The 17,718-nt window shown below is 67.9% G+C and carries 17 protein-coding genes; 9 read left to right on the top strand and 8 right to left on the bottom strand.

Going from position 1 to position 17,718, the window contains the following annotated elements; all coding sequences use genetic code 11:
* Together E0H73_RS34090 and E0H73_RS34085 are read right to left on the bottom strand one after the other, a co-directional pair.
* Positions 1-2,214, bottom strand: coding sequence for a transglycosylase domain-containing protein (locus E0H73_RS34090; protein ID WP_131363391.1), 2,214 nt, complete (start codon positions 2,212-2,214; stop codon positions 1-3).
* A gap of 171 nt (positions 2,215-2,385) precedes the next feature.
* Positions 2,386-3,885, bottom strand: coding sequence for a short-chain fatty acid transporter (locus E0H73_RS34085; RefSeq protein WP_131363389.1), 1,500 nt, complete (start codon positions 3,883-3,885; stop codon positions 2,386-2,388).
* Positions 3,886-4,097: 212 nt separating this feature from the next.
* Here E0H73_RS34085 and E0H73_RS34080 point away from each other — a divergent pair, with 212 nt between their 5' ends.
* The 5 genes from E0H73_RS34080 to E0H73_RS34060 all read left to right on the top strand — a co-directional run bounded on the left by E0H73_RS34080 (position 4,098) and on the right by E0H73_RS34060 (position 8,262).
* Positions 4,098-4,667 carry a PadR family transcriptional regulator gene (locus E0H73_RS34080; protein ID WP_131363387.1) on the top strand — a complete coding sequence of 190 codons (570 nt, stop codon included), beginning with the start codon at positions 4,098-4,100 and terminating at the stop codon, positions 4,665-4,667.
* 11 nt (positions 4,668-4,678) lie between these two features.
* Positions 4,679-5,758: an inositol-3-phosphate synthase gene (locus E0H73_RS34075; RefSeq protein ID WP_131363384.1), complete on the top strand. Its 1,080-nt coding sequence runs from the start codon at positions 4,679-4,681 to the stop codon at positions 5,756-5,758.
* 234 nt (positions 5,759-5,992) lie between these two features.
* Complete coding sequence (locus E0H73_RS34070; RefSeq protein ID WP_131363382.1) at positions 5,993-6,823, top strand: DUF72 domain-containing protein; 831 nt, start codon at positions 5,993-5,995, stop codon at positions 6,821-6,823.
* An 87-nt stretch (positions 6,824-6,910) separates the two neighbouring features.
* A complete protein-coding gene (locus E0H73_RS34065) occupies positions 6,911-7,183 on the top strand; it encodes a hypothetical protein (protein WP_131363380.1) in 273 nt (90 codons plus the stop codon).
* Complete coding sequence (locus E0H73_RS34060) at positions 7,180-8,262, top strand: RodZ family helix-turn-helix domain-containing protein (protein ID WP_131363378.1); 1,083 nt, start codon at positions 7,180-7,182, stop codon at positions 8,260-8,262. The genes E0H73_RS34065 and E0H73_RS34060 overlap by 4 nt, the downstream gene beginning before the upstream one ends.
* A gap of 232 nt (positions 8,263-8,494) precedes the next feature.
* Here E0H73_RS34060 and E0H73_RS34055 read toward each other — a convergent pair whose 3' ends face one another.
* The gene (locus E0H73_RS34055) at positions 8,495-9,031 is read right to left on the bottom strand and encodes a dihydrofolate reductase family protein (RefSeq protein ID WP_131363376.1); all 537 of its coding nucleotides are present in this window, start codon (positions 9,029-9,031) and stop codon (positions 8,495-8,497) included.
* 79 nt (positions 9,032-9,110) lie between these two features.
* Positions 9,111-9,800 (bottom strand): helix-turn-helix domain-containing protein, encoded by a 690-nt coding sequence (locus E0H73_RS34050; protein ID WP_131363374.1) that lies wholly within the window; start codon positions 9,798-9,800, stop codon positions 9,111-9,113.
* A gap of 421 nt (positions 9,801-10,221) precedes the next feature.
* Between E0H73_RS34050 and E0H73_RS34045 the strand changes: the two genes are divergently transcribed.
* A complete protein-coding gene (locus E0H73_RS34045; protein WP_131363372.1) occupies positions 10,222-11,403 on the top strand; it encodes a M20 metallopeptidase family protein in 1,182 nt (393 codons plus the stop codon).
* Positions 11,404-11,449: 46 nt separating this feature from the next.
* Here E0H73_RS34045 and E0H73_RS34040 read toward each other — a convergent pair whose 3' ends face one another.
* Together E0H73_RS34040 and E0H73_RS34035 are read right to left on the bottom strand one after the other, a co-directional pair.
* Positions 11,450-12,883, bottom strand: coding sequence for a pre-peptidase C-terminal domain-containing protein (locus tag E0H73_RS34040; RefSeq protein ID WP_131363370.1), 1,434 nt, complete (start codon positions 12,881-12,883; stop codon positions 11,450-11,452).
* A gap of 104 nt (positions 12,884-12,987) precedes the next feature.
* Positions 12,988-14,418, bottom strand: coding sequence for a M12 family metallo-peptidase (locus E0H73_RS34035; RefSeq protein WP_131363368.1), 1,431 nt, complete (start codon positions 14,416-14,418; stop codon positions 12,988-12,990).
* 150 nt (positions 14,419-14,568) lie between these two features.
* On the opposite strand from E0H73_RS34035, the gene E0H73_RS34030 reads away from it, so the two are divergent.
* Positions 14,569-15,015, top strand: coding sequence for a YciI family protein (locus E0H73_RS34030; protein WP_131363366.1), 447 nt, complete (start codon positions 14,569-14,571; stop codon positions 15,013-15,015).
* Here the strand turns inward: E0H73_RS34030 and E0H73_RS34025 are convergent.
* Positions 14,997-16,100, bottom strand: coding sequence for a zinc-dependent alcohol dehydrogenase family protein (locus tag E0H73_RS34025; RefSeq protein WP_131363364.1), 1,104 nt, complete (start codon positions 16,098-16,100; stop codon positions 14,997-14,999). The genes E0H73_RS34030 and E0H73_RS34025 overlap by 19 nt on opposite strands.
* Entirely contained in the window at positions 16,097-16,513 is a 417-nt protein-coding gene (locus E0H73_RS34020) for an acyl-CoA thioesterase (protein ID WP_131363362.1), read from the bottom strand. Before E0H73_RS34020 ends, E0H73_RS34025 begins: the two co-directional genes overlap by 4 nt.
* A 23-nt stretch (positions 16,514-16,536) precedes the next feature.
* Between E0H73_RS34020 and E0H73_RS34015 the strand changes: the two genes are divergently transcribed.
* Together E0H73_RS34015 and E0H73_RS34010 are read left to right on the top strand one after the other, a co-directional pair.
* Positions 16,537-17,160 carry an alpha/beta fold hydrolase gene (locus E0H73_RS34015; RefSeq protein ID WP_131363360.1) on the top strand — a complete coding sequence of 208 codons (624 nt, stop codon included), beginning with the start codon at positions 16,537-16,539 and terminating at the stop codon, positions 17,158-17,160.
* A 16-nt stretch (positions 17,161-17,176) separates the two neighbouring features.
* Complete coding sequence (locus E0H73_RS34010; protein ID WP_131363358.1) at positions 17,177-17,659, top strand: DUF4188 domain-containing protein; 483 nt, start codon at positions 17,177-17,179, stop codon at positions 17,657-17,659.
* Positions 17,660-17,718 lie beyond the last annotated feature (59 nt).

The raw sequence follows: 17,718 nt of genomic DNA, 5'->3' as shown, positions 1-17,718 counted from the left end.
CTACTGGCCGCCGCCGGGTGCGTCCGGCGTGTTGGGCGTGCCTGTCGGGAACGGCCAGCCCGGAGGTGTCCGGGTGGGCTTCTTCGTCGGCTTGTCGGTCGGGGTGTTCGTCGGGGTGCTCTTCGGCGTCTTGGTCGGCGGTGCCGGCGGAGTGTTCGTCGGCGGCGCCGGTGGCGTGCTGGTCGGAGTCCTCGACGGCGTGATCGTCGGCGTCGGGCTGTCCTTGAGTTCGTCCTCGTCGGGCTCCTGGAAGCCCTCGTCCGGCTGACCGGCCAGTGCCGGGTCCATGAACGCCAGCCAGGTCTTCAGCGGCCAGCCGCCACCGAAGAACGCGTCGTCGCTGGAGTACGGGTCAAGGTCGCCCTCACCGGACGCGCCGGCGCGGTACAGCACCGACGTGGACAGTTGGGGCGTGTACCCGGTCCACCAGGACGTCAGGGTGTCCTCGCCGTCCTTGCAGCCGTCGCACGCGGCGTTGGCCTTGCGGTGCTCGACCGCCACACCACCGGCCGTACCGGTCTTGCCTGCGACCGGGCGGTCCAGCTCCTTGGCGTCCTCACCGGTGCCCTTCTCGACCACGTCCTGCAGGGCGTAGTTGACCATCCGGGCGACGTTCTCGTCGAACTTCCGGACCTTCTTCTTGTCCAGGCTCTTCTCGCTCCACAGCACCTTGCCGTCCGGACCGGCCACCTGCTTGATCGTGTGCACCGGCGCGTACATGCCGTCGGCGGCGAACGTCGCGTAGGCGTTGGCCATGTCGACCGGCGAGGCGTACGGGTCCGGGCCGAGGACCGTGGAGGGGTTGTTCCGGCCGATCTCGAGCGCCTTGGTCTTCGGGATGCCGGCCGCCTCGGCCGCGTCGACGAGCTTCGCCGGACCGTTCTCCATCTTGTTGTCGACCAGGTCGTAGAAGGCGGTGTTGATCGACTGCTCGGTCGCCTTGAGCAGGGTGACGTCGCCGTAGTCCTCGTCGAACTCGTTGTTCAGCTTCTGGCCCTGGATCTCGATCGGGCTGTCGCCCTGGAAGATGTCCCAGACCGACGTACCGTCCTTCAGCGCGGCAGCGAGCGCGAAGGGCTTGAACCCGGATCCGGGCCGGGCCGGTCTGGTTGCCCAGTTCAACTGACTCTTCAGGTAGTCGGGGCCGCCGTACATCGCGACCAGCTCGCCGGTGCCCGGGCGGACCGAGGCCATGCCGACGTGCAGGCCGTTGCGCTTCTTCGGCAGCTCCTTCGTCCCGGCGAGGACGATCTGGTTCTGCGCCTTGAGGTCGAAGGTGGTGGTCACCTTCAGACCGCCGCCGCTGATCTGGTCCTCGTCGAAACCCAGCCGCTGCAGTTCCTTGCGCGCCATGTCGAGCAGGAAGCCGTTCGGGCCCTTGTAGCGGTCGTTCTTCGGCTTCTTGTTGATCTTCGGCAGCGCCTTGCCGTACGCCGTCGCCTGCGCCTGGGTGATCGTCCCGTTCTGCCGCATCCCGTCGAGCACGTAGTGGTAGCGCTCGACGATCCGCTTCCTGGTGCGCGGGTCCGGGTCGTCGATGTCGAACAAGGTCGGGTTGTTCAGCACCGTGGCCAGGAAGGCGGCCTGCGGCACGGTCAGCTTGCGCGGGTCCGGCGTCTGGAAGTAGGCGTCGCCCGCCGCCGAGATGCCGTACGCACCCTCGCCGAAGTAGACGGTGTTGAGATAGCCCTCGAGGGTCTTGCTCTTGTCCTGCGACCGGCTCAGCTTGGTCGCGATGAACAGCTCCTGGAACTTCCGGGAGACGGTCCGCTCCTGGGTCAGGTACATGACCTTCACGTACTGCTGGGTGATCGTCGAGCCACCCTGCAACTGCTCGCCGCGGGCGATGTTCCACGCCGCGCGGACCATACCCGACGGCGAGATGCCGGGGTTGGTCCAGAAGGTGCGGTCCTCGGCCGCGGTGACCGCGTCCTGGACGTGCTTCGGGATCTGTGACAGCGGCACCGAGTGCCGGTTCTGCTCGAAGAAGGACCCGAGCGGCTGCTTGCCGTCGGCGAAGGTGACCGTCGTCGTGTTGGTCGCGAACTCCTTGTTGGGGTCCGGGATGTCCGTCGTCTGGTACACGATGAAGAAGGTGGCGACGGCGCCGATGATGCCGACGAAGAAGAGTGCGGCCAGCCAGCCGAGGACCCGGAGCGCCCAGTGCCTCTTGGGCTTACGGGCCGGGACGGCCCTTCTACGAGCTTCACTCACAGTGCAATCCTCGACGATCTCGCGGAAGTCATTGCCCCACAGACTACGGTGGGTGTGGTAACGGCCCCGAATCCGCTCCGGATGCTAACAAGCCGAGCGGTCACCCGGGCGCGCGCCGGGCCAGGCCTTACCCAGATCTTTCCCGGCGCAAGCAAGCGATTTCCTCCCGGCTCACCCGGTGACGTGCGGTGCGAGCAAGGTCACGGCGATCAGCGCCGCCGGGAAGCAGGCCAGGAACATCGTGAACGTGTAGCCCATGATGTCGCGCGCCTTCAGGCCGAGGATGGCCAGCGTCGGCAGCATCCAGAACGGCTGCAGCAGGTTCGCGCTCGCCTCGCCGAGGTCGTAGACCACCACCATCCAGCCGGCGTCCACCTTCAGTTCGTTGGCGGCCTGCAGCACGTACGGCGCCTCGATCACCCACTTGCTCCCGCCACTCGGCACGAAGATGCCGAGGATGCAGGAGTAGATCGCCACCAGCGGCGGGAACAGGAACTGGTTGCTTGCCTGCACCAACCATCCGGCCAGCCGCGCGGAGATGCCGGTGTACGCGATCATCCCGAAGATCCCGCCGTACAGCGGGAACTGCAGCAGGACGCCTGCCGCCGCGGGCGCGCCGTCGCGGACCGCGCGGACCATCCGCCACGGCCGCCAGTGCAGCAGCAGGGCGAGCAGGAACAGGATCAGGTTGACGGTGTTGAGGTCGAGCGCGCTGAAGAAGTTCTTCCCGCTGAAGTAGCGGACCAGGTAGACCGCGCCGAGCAGCACGATCAGCAGACTGAACAGCGGGGAGTGCTCGAGCCAGTCCCCCGGCCTGCGGGTCTCGTTCTCCTCCCGCTGACCGTTGTACGCCGATCCGCGGCCGACGAGTGGCCGCAGTTCGATGCCGAGGTGCTCGGCGGTCCGTGAGTTGTCCTCGCCCGGCGCGATGATCCACGCCATCGCGACGCCGACGACGTACACCAGGAGGGTCGCCAGCACGGCCTGCCAGGTGAAGATGGTGTCGCTGAGCGGGATCAGCCCGCTGGCGTGACCACTCGCTTTGATGACCTCCTGCACCGGCGCCGGACTGCTGCTCGCACTGGCCACCTGCAGCGCGGCCGAGCCGGACAGCCCCTGCGCCCACACCGTGCCGAGGCCGAGGAACGCCATGGCGCCCAGCGCGCGGTAGTCCGCCTTCGGCACGTTGCGGGCCACCTCACGCGCCAGGATCGCGGCGAAGACGAGGCTGAACGCCCAGTTCAGGTACGACGCCAGCATGGCTACTGCGGCGACGAACGCGACCGCGGTCCGCGGCGTCTGCGGGATCCTGGCCAGTCGAGCGATCAAGCGGGCGACCGGTCCACTGGTCGCCACGGCGTACCCGCCGAGGATGATCATGACCATCTGCAGCGTGAAGGTGATCAGGCTCCAGAACCCGAGGCCCCACGCGTCGACCAGGCCGAAGCCCTTGGTCGCGGCCGGATCGTCAGGGCGCTTGAGCAGCGGCTCACCGGTGACCAGCCCGAACAGCAGCACCACGAAGGTGCCGACCAGCACGAACCCGAACGCGTCCGGCAACCACCTCTCGGTGAAGGCGGTGAACCGCAGCGCGACCTGGGCCAGCGGGCCTCCGCCGTCCGCACCGCTCTCGACGTCCTGCTTCGCGTGCTTCGCATGGCTGTCGGCCATGACCCTCCGCTCCTGAACCACGACGCTGTGTCACACGATTAACGCAGATCGGCGCCTGACGTAACAGGTTTCTCGGCGTGCCGCGTGATCAAGCTGACAAAGGGCGGCTTTGTCAGGAGTTGTCCACAGTCCTCGGCTCTGCTTACAGTGGCGAAGCGATGTATCGAACCGATACATCAGGTCATGACAAACTAGACCGTGGGAGGTGGGTCATGGGAAACCGCAGTGGGGTCCTGGAACTCGCCGTACTCGGTCTGCTGCATGAAGCGCCGATGCACGGTTACGAGCTCCGCAAGCGCGTCAACGCCCAGTTCGGCTGGGGGCGCGTGCTGTCGTTCGGGTCGCTCTACCCGTGTCTGAAGGCGATGCTCCGCAACGGCCTGATCACGGCCGACCCCGGTACGCCGGGGACGGGCCGCAGGCCGAAGATCGTGTACACGATCACCGCCGACGGCAAGGACCACTTCGCGCACGCGATGCACGATGCCGGTCCGTCGGCCTGGGAGGACGACACGTTCGGCGTCCGCTTCTCGTTCTTCGGCCGGACCGATCCGGCCACCCGGTTGCGCATCCTCGAGGGCCGCAAGGCCCGGATGGAGGAGCGGCTGGCCAACTTCCGGGCGGCGATGACCCGGACCGCGGAGCGAGTCGACGCCTACACCCTCGAGCTGCAACGGCACGGCCTGGAGTCGGCCGAGCGCGAGGTCCGCTGGCTGAACGAGCTGATCGACGGCGAGCGGCGGCAACAGCGGCCCCCTGACCTGCACCAACCGCCTAATTGAAGGAGTTCCAGATGACCTCGATCCGCGTAGCGATCGTCGGTGTCGGCAACTGCGCCAGCTCGCTCGTCCAGGGCGTGCACTACTACCGCGACGCGAAGCCCGACGAGCGCGTGCCCGGTCTGATGCACGTCCAGTTCGGCGACTACCACGTCCGCGACGTGCAGTTCGTCGCCGCCTTCGACGTCGACGGCAAGAAGGTCGGTCTGGACCTCGCCGACGCGATCGGCGCCAGTGAGAACAACACGATCAAGATCTGCGACGTGCCGCCGACCGGCGTCACGGTGCAGCGCGGTCACACCCTGGACGGCCTCGGCAAGTACTACCGCGAGACCATCACCGAGTCCGAGACCGAGCCGGTCGACGTGGTCGCCGCGCTGCGCGAGGCGGAGGTCGACGTACTGGTCTGCTACCTGCCGGTGGGATCGGAGCAGGCTGCCAAGTTCTACGCGCAGTGCGCGATCGACGCGGGTGTCGCGTTCGTCAACGCGCTGCCGGTCTTCATCGCCGGCACCAAGGAGTGGGCGGACAAGTTCACCGCGGCCGGCGTACCGATCGTCGGCGACGACATCAAGTCGCAGATCGGCGCCACCATCACGCACCGCGTGCTGACCAAGCTGTTCGAGGACCGCGGCGTCACCGTCGACCGGACCTACCAGCTGAACGTCGGTGGCAACATGGACTTCAAGAACATGCTCGAGCGCGAGCGGCTGGAGTCCAAGAAGATCAGCAAGACCCAGTCCGTCACGTCCCAGCTGCGCGACGAGATCGACGCCCGCAACGTGCACATCGGCCCGTCCGACTACGTGGCCTGGCTGGACGACCGCAAGTGGGCGTTCATCCGGCTCGAGGGCCGCAACTTCGGCGACGTACCGCTGTCGCTGGAGTACAAGCTCGAGGTCTGGGACTCGCCGAACTCGGCCGGCATCATCATCGACGCGATCCGCGCCGTGAAGATCGCCAAGGACCGCGGCATCGGCGGCCCGATCCTGTCCGCGTCGTCGTACTTCATGAAGTCGCCGCCGGAGCAGTACGCCGACGACGTCTGCCGCGACCTGGTGGAGAAGTTCATCCGCGGCGAGGTCGAGCGCTAAGCACCCCCACCAGCCCGGCGAATTGGTACGCCGCCAACGTCGGGTCCCCTGGCGGGATGCCTCGCCGGCACCGGCCGGCGAAGACGACGGATCGGACCCGCCAGCGGTGGTGTAACCGGCCGCTGAGGCACCGCCGTGCAGTGGGCTCGCGTCACGGGGGATCTGCTGGGCAGCACGTCAGGCCCGGGAGCCGGCCGCAGAGCCGGCTTCCGGGCCGTTCTATAGGTTGAACTCATGCGTCTGCATGTGGGGTGTGCGCAGTGGACGCATCCCGCATGGCCGCAACCGTCCCGCTCGAAGCTGGAGTGGTACGCATCGTGGTGCAACGCCGTCGAGAGCAACACCACCTTCTACGCAACACCGTCCCGGTCCACCGTCGCGAGCTGGGCAGAACAGACGCCGCCCGACTTCCGCTTCGTGGTGAAGCTCCCGCAACTCATCACCCACGAACGCCGCCTCACCAACGTCGACGCCGAACTCCGCAACTTCCTCACCGCGATCGAGCCACTCGGCCCTCGCAACCACGCGGTCTGGATCCAGCTCCCGGCCTCGTTCTCCCCCACCGACCTGGGCGCCCTCGCCGCCTTCCTGCACCAGGCACCCCGTGACTACCGGTACGCCGTAGAGGTCCGCCACCGTGACTTCTTCGACGACCGCGGCGCGGCCACCAACCTGGAACGCGTCCTCGCCCGAGCCGACGCCGAGTGGATCCCGTTCGACACGGTCACGCTCTTCGGACGTCGGCCGACCAGCTACGCCGAGCGCGACGCATGGATGAAGAAGCCACGGGTGGTACGGCGTACTCGGGCGCTGACTGCTGGGCCGATCGTCCGCTACATCGGCCGCGACTCGGTCGCCGAAACCATCGAGGGCTGGACCTACCTTGTCGACCTGGTCGTGAACTGGCTGGGCGAAGGGCGCTCACCCACGATCTTCCTCCACACCCCCGACAACGTGGAGGCCCTGAACCTCGCCCGCCGCTTCTACGGCGACGTCCGCGCTGTCGTCCCTGATCTTGCGCCCCTCCCCGAGCCTGTCGAGCTCGAACCTCCGACGCTCTTCTGAGTTATCCACAGCTGAGAAGTCCGCCGCTGGGACAGGTACGAATCTCCATATGTTCTCCGCCGAGATCAGACCTCGGGAGGACAAACCATGGAGCACGCCAGCCACACCCCGCCGCACCACACCCATCCGGACCACACTCAGCTGACGTACGCGGAGCCGACCTACGCGCCACTGAACGTCGACCCGCCCGACGTTGCTGCACCAAGCCGCTCGACACCGGCGGAGCGGCAGGCGCGGACCGACTGGCTCGTCACGGAGCTACGCCGTCTCGCGTCCACGACTGACAACCCCCACGAACAAGCGAACCTCCGGAGGTCCGCGGATTCCCTGATCCGCCTGGCGACGGCCTCCCGCCCATGACGGCCTCCGTAGTTGCCGCGCCACCGGGCTCGTTGGATGAGTTGCTGGCGCGCAGTGGGCAGGTGGCGGTCGAGGTGTCCGGCGCCGGTCAGACTGCGTGGAACGGGCAGGTGGTCGAGACAGTCGGTGAAGTCCTCGGCCTCGCGCACTGGGACGGCACGCTGTACCTGGACAGCGAGTGCATCCTCGATCCGCTGCGGCAGATGTACTCGCGTGCGGGTGAGGAGCAACCGCTCCCAGACCTCGTCCGGTACCGCGAGTCGCTCGCCACGTTGCTACACGAACACGCGCACTTCCTCGGTCCGGCAGGCGCGACGCAGGAGGCGGCTCGGGGCGCCTTCATGCGTCCCGGCAGCCGCCAACTCGAGGAAGGCGTCGCCGAAGCCTGGGCGCAGGACCACCTGAACGAGTACCTGACTCGCCTAGGTGTCGACAAAGTTGCCCCCGGCATCGAAGACGCCCGGGGTGGCGGCTACTACGCAGCCTTCGTCCCCGCCGTCCGCGGCCTCGCCGCCGACCTGGAGACCCGCAGCAACCTCCAGCCCGGCGAGGTCCTCCGAGCCCTCAACCAGCAAACCGCCGAGGGCCAGTTCTCCCTCCTCACCACCCTCGTCTACAACTCCACCCGCCTCCCCGACCTCGAACCGTCGGGCACCAGCACCCGCGACCACCTGGAAGCCATCCTCCGCCAAGGCTTCGCCCACCTCGACACCTTCGAACTCGCCCCCGTCGGTCTGGCGGCCGACCGATCCCGCACCACCACGAGGGCCATGCTCCACGCCCTCACCAACGAGATCCACAAAGTCGAGTCCCACTACTCACCGGACTCCTGCGCCCACGAACTCCTGCCCCGGCTGCCCCCGGCCCCGGGTGCTCTCACTCCCGCCTCATCAACCCCCGAACGCCTGACCTTCACCCCATCCTCGCTACCCCACGCCACGGAGAGATCCGTCCCATCACCCCATCAATCGGCCTTCTCCGGCGTCGCCCCTCCATCACCGACCCCGGCCGCTCTACCACCGCCCCAGATCGCGGCCATCCCAAGGCAGGCCGCCATACCGCGACAACTTCAGCGGTAGACCCGGCGCCTTCAGCGGCAGACCCGGCAGCCTCAGCCGTAGTCCCGGCAGCCTCAGCGGTAGCCCCGGCGGCTTCAGCGGTAGTCCTGGCGCCGACTGCTCGTCCCTCTGCACGTCGACGCCTACCCTTCACCGGCTCGACCAAGACAGGCCTGCTTGTCGGTGAGCCTTGCCGACTAGCGCCTGCGCGAGCGTTGGTGCCTAGAGCTTCGGGGTGTAGTTGAGTCGGTGCCTAGGCCTTCGGGGTGTAGGTGAGGATGACTACGCCATTGCCGACCTCGGTGACGGCGGACAGGTCCAGGTGCGTGGTCGTGATTCCGGAGAGCAAGCCTTCCCCGGAGCCGGCGACGAACGGGTGTACCCACAGCTGCAGCTCGTCCAGCAGCCCTGCCTCGACGAGCGCACGACTGAACGAGCCGGTGCCGTACTTGAGCAGCGTGCCCTCACCGGACGCCTTCAGCTGGGCGACGGCTTCGACGGCGTCGCCTTGCAGGACCTCGGTGTTCCAGGACGCGTCGGTCAGGGTGCGCGACGCGACGTACTTCGGCAGGGGGTTGATCACGTCGGCCAGCACGCCGTCACGCTCGGGCCAGGACATCGCGAAGACGTCGTAGGTCGCCCGTCCCATCAGGAGTGCACTGGCAGAGTTCAGCACCTTCGCGGCGTGTTCGGTGTGCGCGTCGCCTTGAAACCCTTGTTGCGCGCCCCAGAAAGCGTCGCCGGAGACCATGCCGTCCAGCGAGATGTACGTCGATTCGATGAGTCTCATGGCGACGGAGGCTACCTACTCGGACCAGACCCGTCTTGTACGGAAACGCAGCCGGGCGAACCCGTCGATGACGAGCAACTCACAGCCCCAGGACCACACTGCGTCGCGCCACCTCGGCCGGGGTGTGACCAATCATCTGCCGAAGCGATCGGGTCAGATGCGGCTGGTCGTAATAGCCCGCCTCCACAGTCACCTCCGCGATCGTCTTGCCCGCGTGCAGCAACCGGACGGCTCGCCGAGCACGTTCGATCAACTCCAAGGTGCGCAACGGAAGGCCGACGGCGCGCACGAAGCGGCTCTGGGCAGTGCGCTTGGAGACCATGCGGACGGAGCCGCCGTACCGCAACTCCTCGATCATGGGGTCGACGACCATCAGGCCGGCCCGCTGGAGACGGTCGATGAAGACGTCGATGTTCTGTGCGGTCGGCATCTCCCAGGCCTGGCCGTCGAGCAGGATGCGGCCGTCCGCGAGCGTCGGCAGCACGGCGTCCCGCATGTTGGTGAGCCCGGCCGGCGGGAACATCGGCAGGTACGCCCCGAGGCGGAAATCGACTCCGAAGAACTCCGTGTCGGGCGAGCACACCATGGTCGTCGCCTTGGTCGCCGGACCGCGCAGATGCACTGCCCAGGTGCCCCCGATCCGCGCGAACCCGATCCCGGCGGTGGTCGAGGCGAGCGAACTGAACGGCGTCGAACTGTCACACTCCGCAGACCAGATCTGCAGGAGCGGCCCGATCGGCCCGCTCACGATGCGACTGTCCAGCCCCATGCAAAGTAGTGAAGCAGAATCCCAGCCCAACCCACACGAACAATCCTGCCCTTGCGGTGGGTGGATGGCTGGCCCCGGCGCACCGACCTGGCCTCCAGCGATTGGTGTTGCGGTGAGGCGGTTTGGCCGGTGGTGGGGATCTGTGGAGTGAGCGCTGCAGTGGTTGGGGCTGGGGTGGGTTGGCTGGTGGTGGGGACCCGGGGTGAGCGCTGCGGGTGGTTGCTGTCGAGGTGGGTTGGCTGCTGGTCGGGACCCGGGGTGAGCGCTGCGGGTGGCTGCTGTCGAGGTGGGTTGGCTGCTGGTCGGGACCCGGGGTGAGCGCTGCGGGTGGTTGGTGTCGGGGTGGGTTGGCTGGTGGGGGTGGGGAGGGGCGGGGCGGGTACGGTGGCTCCGGGGTTGGGTTACCTGTGAGGAGTGGCTGATGGATTTGGTGCGGGAGAGTGCGGGGATCGCGCCGGGAGTTGTCGAGTTGCGGCGGGAGTTGCATCGGAATCCTGAGGTCGGGCTGGAGTTGCCGAAGACGCAGGGGTTGGTGCTCGACGCCATCGCCGGGCTGCCGTTGGAGGTGACGACCGGGCGGGAGGTGACGTCGGTCGTCGGCGTACTGCGAGGTGGGCACCCGGGCCCGACAGTCCTCCTCCGCGGTGACATGGACGCGTTGCCGGTGATCGAGGAGACCGGCCTGGACTACGCATCTGAGAACGGCAACATGCATGCCTGCGGCCACGACCTGCACACGGCCGGCCTCGTGGGTGCCGCGCAGTTGCTCAGTGCGCATCGCGAGGAGCTGCACGGGAACGTCATCTTCATGTTCCAGCCGGGTGAAGAAGGACTCGGCGGCGCCGGGTACATGATCCGGGAAGGCGTGCTGAACGCCAGCGGCGAGAAGCCAATCGCCGCGTACGCCGTGCACGTGTGGGCCCTGGCCGCCAAGGGGATCTTCCAGACCCGGCCCGGCACGATGATGGCCAGCTCGAACCGCTTGTACATCACCGTGCACGGCAAGGGCGGGCACGGTTCACAGCCGGAGAAGTCGATCGACCCGGTGCCGGTCGTCGCCGAGATCGTGCTGGCGTTGCAGAGCTACGTGACGCGCCGCGTGAACCTGTTCGACCCGGTCGTCATCACCGTGACGCAACTCTCCGCCGGGGTCGCGATCAACGTGATCCCCAACTCGGCCAAGCTCGGCGCCACCGTGCGCACGCTCTCCGACGCGAGCCTCGATCAGCTCTCCCACGAGCTACCGGCGCTGGCCGAATCAATCGCCTCGGCCCACGGTTGCACCGTCGACGCGAACTTCCTCAGGCAGTACCCGGTCACGATCAACCACGCCGGACGTACGGCGGAGACGCAGACCAAGCTCACAGACCTGCTCGGACCAGAGCGGGTCGAACCACTGGCGAACCCGTTGATGGGAGCCGAGGACTTCTCGATGGTCCTCGCCGAGGTGCCCGGCACGTTCATCATGCTCGGCGCCCGCCCCGACGACGTCTCCGAGGACGAGGCTCCGTCCAACCACTCGAGCATCGTCCGCTTCGATGACGACGTTCTGGCTCACCAGTCCGCGGCCCTTGCTCATCTCGCCGTCTCGCACCTGACTTGAGAGCCTGAGGCTGGCCGGTCCGCCAGAGACCGGCCAGCCACAGGGATCAGGAGGGCGCGATGCCGAGGGTGTAGGCGCCGCGGCTGCCGTAGGTGGAGTACCCGGTGTTCACGGGGTCCCCGTAGCCCACGTTGTCGATCCGCAGGTAGTACGTACCCGGCTGGAGGGTGCTGGTAACACTCGCACCGAGGCCGGTCGGCGTACCGGCGTCACTCTGGCCCGACGCCGGGTCGGCCGAGGCGATGACAGAGCCCGCGCTGTCGAGCAGGTCCAGCTTGATGTCGAGGTCGCCGCCCACCGCAGCCGCACTCGCGGTCGCCGTGTAGTTGCCTGCGGCACTGACGTCGACGCGGTAGACGTCCGTGTCGTCCTCGGCCGCGACCACACCGGACGCCGGCGTACCGACGCTCAGAGCGGCTGCGTCACCGGTCGTGCCACCGGCCTCGTCGGCGCGCAGAGCGAGGCCGTGCGACCCGACGACCACGTAGTCGTCTTCGGTGTTGTTCGCGTCGGCGTACTCGCCCTTGCTCCACTGGCTGATGCCGCGGTAGTAGCCGACACCCATGATCGGAGCCCAGGCGCCGTGGCCCTGGTAGTAGCCGACAGTCGACGTGCCGTCGTGGCTCAGCCCGACGTTGTGGCCGGCCTCATGGGAGGCAGCCTCGGCGAGGTTCTTCGCACCGGTGCCGACGCCCTTCGTGAACACCAGCGCCGGCTGGTAGTAGTCGTGCTGGCTGGTGCTGTCATAGACACCGACGTACGCGACACCGCCACAACCGCACCCGGACTGGTACCAGGTGTCCGGATCGATGAGCACCCGCGTGCCGTACTGCTCGTCCGACGCACCGGACCGGTCGATCGCGGACTGCGGCGGCTCCTGCGTGGTCACGTCCACATCAAAGGTGCTGTAGTCCTCGGCAACCCGAGCCCACACCTCGCGTACGACGTCCTGCTCGGCGGTGCTGTAGTTCGCCGGATCGCCGTCGGTGTCGTACGCCGACACGTTCACCGGATCGATCCCCTTGGACGCGTTCCACGCCGTACCGGTGATGGTGTGACCGTCGAAATCCAGGTAGATCACCCGGTTGGACCCGGGCTTGCTGTGCAGCTCGAACGCCGGACCGGTGGCACCGGCAACGGCTTCGGTGGCCCAGCGCGGCGACGCCTCCGGTGCCTTCTGGGCGGCCGTGAGACCGGGCTCACGGAAGAACAACTTGCTATCGGCATCCAGCCAGCTGGTCTTGTCGGTGGTCAGGATGCGCTGCAACTGCTCCTCGGCCAGACCGTTTCGCTGGGCAATCTCGTCCAGCCGCGACTGCACCTTGCCGAGCGCCGAACTGCCGGGCGTGGCTTCGGCGAGCAACTGGTCGATCGGTTTCTGATCTGCGTCGGCCTGAGTAGCGGCCGCGACGGCCAGGCCTCCGAACACGACAGCACCGGCGCAGGCGAGCGCGCCGGTGCGGCGGAACTTGCTCTTCATTCAGGAATCTCCTCACCAGATTCCCCCCGGGGCGGGCGGGTCCCCCCATGACCCGGGGCCCGTCGATCTCGGTGGGAACGACGGCCCCGGGTGACTCAGGTGTTTCAGCTGACGCGCACCGTGTACGCGCCGCGGCTGCCGTACGTCGAGTAGCCGGTGTTCGCCGGGTTGGCGTAGCCGGTGTTGTCGACCCGCAGGTAGTAGCGGCCCGCGGTCACCTGCCGGCTGATGCTCGCGCTCAGGCCGGTCGGAGTTGCGGAGTTGGACTGGCCAGCGGCCGGGTCGGCAGTTGCGACGACGGTGCCGGACGAGTTCAGCAGCTGGAGCTTGATGTCCAGGTCCGCCCCGGACGCAGCCGAGTTCGCCGCAAAGGTGAAGGTGCCGGCGGACAGGTCGATCCGGAACATGTCGACGTCCGAGTCGTTCGCGTAGATGCCGTTCACGCTGGTGCCGAGGGTGAGAGTGGTGGCGGCAGCGGTGGTGTTGCCGTGGTCGTCGGCACGCAGCGCCAGACCGTTCTGGCCGATGACGGCGAAGTCGTCTTCCTTGTTGTTGGCTCCGGTGTACTCGCCCTTGCTCCACTGGCTGATCGCCTTGGAGTAGCCGACGCCCATGATCGGTGCCCAGGCACCGTGACCGGCGTAGTACCCGACAGACGCCGTACCGTCGTGGCTCAGGCCGACGTTGTGACCGGCCTCGTGCGACGCTGCCTCGGCGATGTTCTTCGCGCCGGTGCCGACACCCTTCGTGAACACCAGAGGCGGCTGGTAGTACGAGTGCTGGCTGGTGTTGTCGTACACACCGACGTACGCGACGCCGCCGCAACCGCAGCCGGACTGGTACCAGGTGGTCGGGTCGATCACCACGCGGGTGCCGTACTGCTGGTCGGACGCGCCGGAGCGGGTGATCGCCGCCGCGGCCGGCTGCTGTGTGGTCACGTCCACGTCGAACGGCGCATAGTCCTCGGCCACTCGGGCCCAGACGTCACGGACGACGTCCTGCTCAGCGGTGCTCCAGGTGCCCGGGTTCCCGTTCGTGTCGTACGCCGTCACATTCACGGTGGCAGGTTTGCCGTTCGTGTTCCACGCCGTACCGCTGATGGTGTGGCCGTCGAAGTCCAGGTAGATGACCCGGTTGGATCCCGGCTTGCTGTGCAGCTCGAACGCCGGCCCGGTGGCCGCGGACACTGCACGAGTGGCCCAGCGCGGGGACGGTGCCGTGGCGGACTGCTTGGCGCCGGAGACTGGCTCGCGGTAGAAGAGCTTGCCGTCGCGGTCCAGCCAGCTGGTCTTGTCGGTGGCCAGGATCTGTTCCAGCTGGGCTGCCTGCATGCCGTTGCGGTCGGCGAGCTCGTTGACGCGGGACTGGATCCGGCCGAGGGCGGACTTGCCCTGGAGTTCCTGGCCGAGCAGTTGGTCGATCGGGGTGGGGGCGGGTTGCTGGGCGTCGGCCTGATTACCGGCGACGACGGCGATCGCGCCGAAGACGGCAGCACCGGCGATGACGGCACCGATGCGGCGGGGGCGGGTTTGCATAACTGGGGTCCTCCTCAGGGACTCCGCGTGTCTCACTTGACATACCTCACGAGCGGTGCCCGTGAACACACTGTGCGTAGCCTGCCTGAAGGGTTGCCGCCGGGTCTAGATTCTTCCCAGGATTTAACAGCGACTTGGGAGGGGTTCCCGGTGCGGTACCTGATGATTTTCCAGGCCTCGGACAAGTCCGAGGGCGGCGAACTGGCGAGCGAGCGGAGCCTGACCGAGATGGGTCTGGTGATGGCGGAGATGGCCGAGAAGGGCGTCCTGCTGGCCGGCGAGGGTCTGCTGCCGAGCTCGAAGGGTTTCCGGATGCAGCTGGACGGCGGCGGCAAGCGGCGGGTGGTCGACGGGCCGTTCGCCGAGACCAAGGAGCTGATCGCCGGGTTCTGCCTGATCGAGGTGGCCTCCCGTGAGGAGGCGGTCGAGTGGGGCTGGCGGTGCCTGGCGGCCGACGACGGCAACACCGGGACGCTCGAGCTCCGGCAGGTCGCGGCCCCCGAGGACTTTGGGGATGAGTTCACTCCCGAGGCCCGCGCCCGCGAGTCGGAGACCTTCCTGAAGGCCGCCGAGAACCTTCAGAAGAGCAATACCTGACGGACCGAGGTCCCGGCGGCCAGGTTGTCGAAAGCTTCGTTGAGGTCGTCCAGTCCGACGGTCGCGCTGAGCAGGCGGTCGACCGGGAGCCGGCCGGCTTGGTAGAGGGAGATGTACCGCGGGATGTCGCGGCTCGGAACCGACGAGCCGAGGTACGAACCCTTCACCGTGCGCTCCTCGGCGACCAGGCTGACCGCGGGCACGCTGAAGGTCTGCGACGGATGCGGCAACCCCACCGTGACCGTGGTGCCGCCGCGCCGGGTGGCGGCGTACGCCTGCTCGAGCACCTTCGCGTTCCCGACGGTCTCGAAGGCATAGTCGGCTCCTCCTGAGGTTGCCTCCCGCACTTCCTCGACGGCGCCCTCACCTGCAAGAACCGTATGCGTCGCGCCAAGGGACTCGGCCAAGGCAAGCTTCGACGGTACGACGTCCACCGCGACCAGCGGATGCGCACCGACCAGCGCAGCGCCGAGGAGCGCCGACAGCCCGACACCGCCAAGGCCGAACACCACCGCACTACGCCCCGCCCGGACCTGTGCCGTGTTGACGACCGCGCCGACGCCGGTCATCACCGCGCAGCCGAACAACGCCGCGATCTCCGGCCGCAACGACGGGTCGATCTTCACCGCGGACCGCGCCGACACCACCGCGTGGTCGGCGAACCCGGACACCCCGAGATGGTGATGGACCCCGTCCAGGCGTCGTACGCCTGACAGCAGCGTGCCGGCTGTGTTCGCGGCGGCACCCGGCTCGCACAACGCCGCCCGGCCCTCGGCACACGCACCGCACTCGCCACAGGCGGGTACGAAGGCGAAGGCCACGCTGTCACCGACAGCGAACCCAGGAGCCTCCGACTGGACGACCTCACCGGTGGCCTCGTGCCCGAGCAGCATCGGCATGACGCGGGGTCGCGAGCCGTCGATCACGGACAGGTCGGAGTGGCACAGCCCGGCGGCGCGGATCCGGACCAGGAGCTCACCAGGACCCGGCGGCGCCAGCTCGAGCTCCTCGATCCGCAGCGGCCGTGACTCGGCGTACGGACCGGGCAGACCCATCTCTCGCAGTACGGCGCCGCGCACGATCATCCGGTGATCCCTTCCAAGGCCTGGCGGATGCGGTCCGGGATCGGCACTGGCCGGCGGTCCTCCCGCGCCACGAACACGTGCACGAACCGCCCGGTGGCGGCCGGCTGGTCCGAGCCGTCGCGGAACAGGCCGATCTCGTACCGCACACTCGAGTTACCCAGCTGCCCGGCCCGCAATCCCGCGTCGACCGTGCCCGGGAACTCCAGCGACTCCTTGAAGGTGCACTGCGAGTCCACACACAGGCCGATCACCTCGCCACGGTGGATGTCGAGCCCGCCGGCCCGGACCAGGAAGTCGTTGATCACGGTGTCGAAGAAGCTGTAGTACTCGACGTTGTTCACGTGCCCGTAGACGTCGTTGTCCTTCCACCGCAACGTGATCGCCAGAAAATGCGGAAACGACGTCCGATCCATCCGCCCACCATAAGGTGACCGCCATGCACTACGTCCTGATTCCGGGCGCCGGGTGTACGCCGTGGCACTGGCACCCGGTCACCGACGAACTGCGGCGTCGCGGTCATACGGTGACTCCGGTCGCTCTGCCGTGCGACGATCCGGCGGCCGGCCTGGCGCAGTACGTCGACACCGTGGTGAACGCCGTACCGGCCGGTGAAGAGGTCGTCCTGGTGGCGCACTCGCTGGGCGGATTCACCGGTGCGATGGCATGTGAGCGGCTGCCGGTGCGGGAGTTCGTGCTGGTCGCGGGGATGGTCCCCGCGCCCGGTGAGCGGATCAGCGAGTGGTGGGGGACGACGGGCTACGACTGGGTCGGGAACGACGTCGACACGTTCTTCCACGATCTGCCCGCGGAGTTCGCCGCCGAGGCGCGGCGGGAGTTGCGGGAGCAGAGTGACGGGCCGATGAATGATCCGTGTGCGATCGAGCGGTGGCCGGAGGTGCGGACGCGGGCGGTGATCGGGCGGGACGACCTGTTGTTTCCGGCAGACTTCTTGCGGCGGGTGACGCGGGAGCGGCTGGGGTTCACGCCGGATGAGACGGCCGGTGCTCATTTTCCGATGCTCGGGCATCCGGTGGCGCTGGTGGACTATCTGCTGAGCTGAAGGGGAGGGGCCAGGGATGAGTGTGATCGAGGGGCGGCAGACGGCCGCGTACGAGGGCGAGATCGTGGTGTTTCTGATCGGGTTCCGGATCAACTCGCTGCGCGCGCTCAAGGCGTGGTTGCCGGTCGGGAGGGCGATGAGCCCGATGCTGCGGGAGCTGTCGAAGGATCCGGACAGTGGGTTGCTCGGGTTCCGGGCACTGCCGACGTGGCGCGGCGTGACGATGATCCAGTACTGGGAGTCGGTCGAGAAGTTGCAGGCGTTCGCCAACGACAGCAACCGGACGCACCGCCCGGCCTGGCTGGACTACTTCCGCAACTCGTTCAAGGGCGGCGGCGCCGGCATCTGGCACGAGACGTACATCGTCCCGGCCGGCAACATCGAGACCATCTACGGCAACATGCCGCCGATCGGCCTCGGCAAGGTCGCCGGCGTGGTCCCGGTCGGCCAGCGCGGCGAGACAGCCGCCGAGCGCCTGCACCGACCAGCCGACGACTGAGCCACCCGACCGAGGACTGGGCCGACCAGCTGACGACTGAGCAGGCCTGAGCCGGCCGT

It is taken from the genome of Kribbella pittospori (genome assembly GCF_004331465.1).
Taxonomy (GTDB): Bacteria; Actinomycetota; Actinomycetes; order Propionibacteriales; family Kribbellaceae; genus Kribbella; species Kribbella pittospori.
This window is presented reverse-complemented; position numbering and strand designations above follow the sequence as displayed.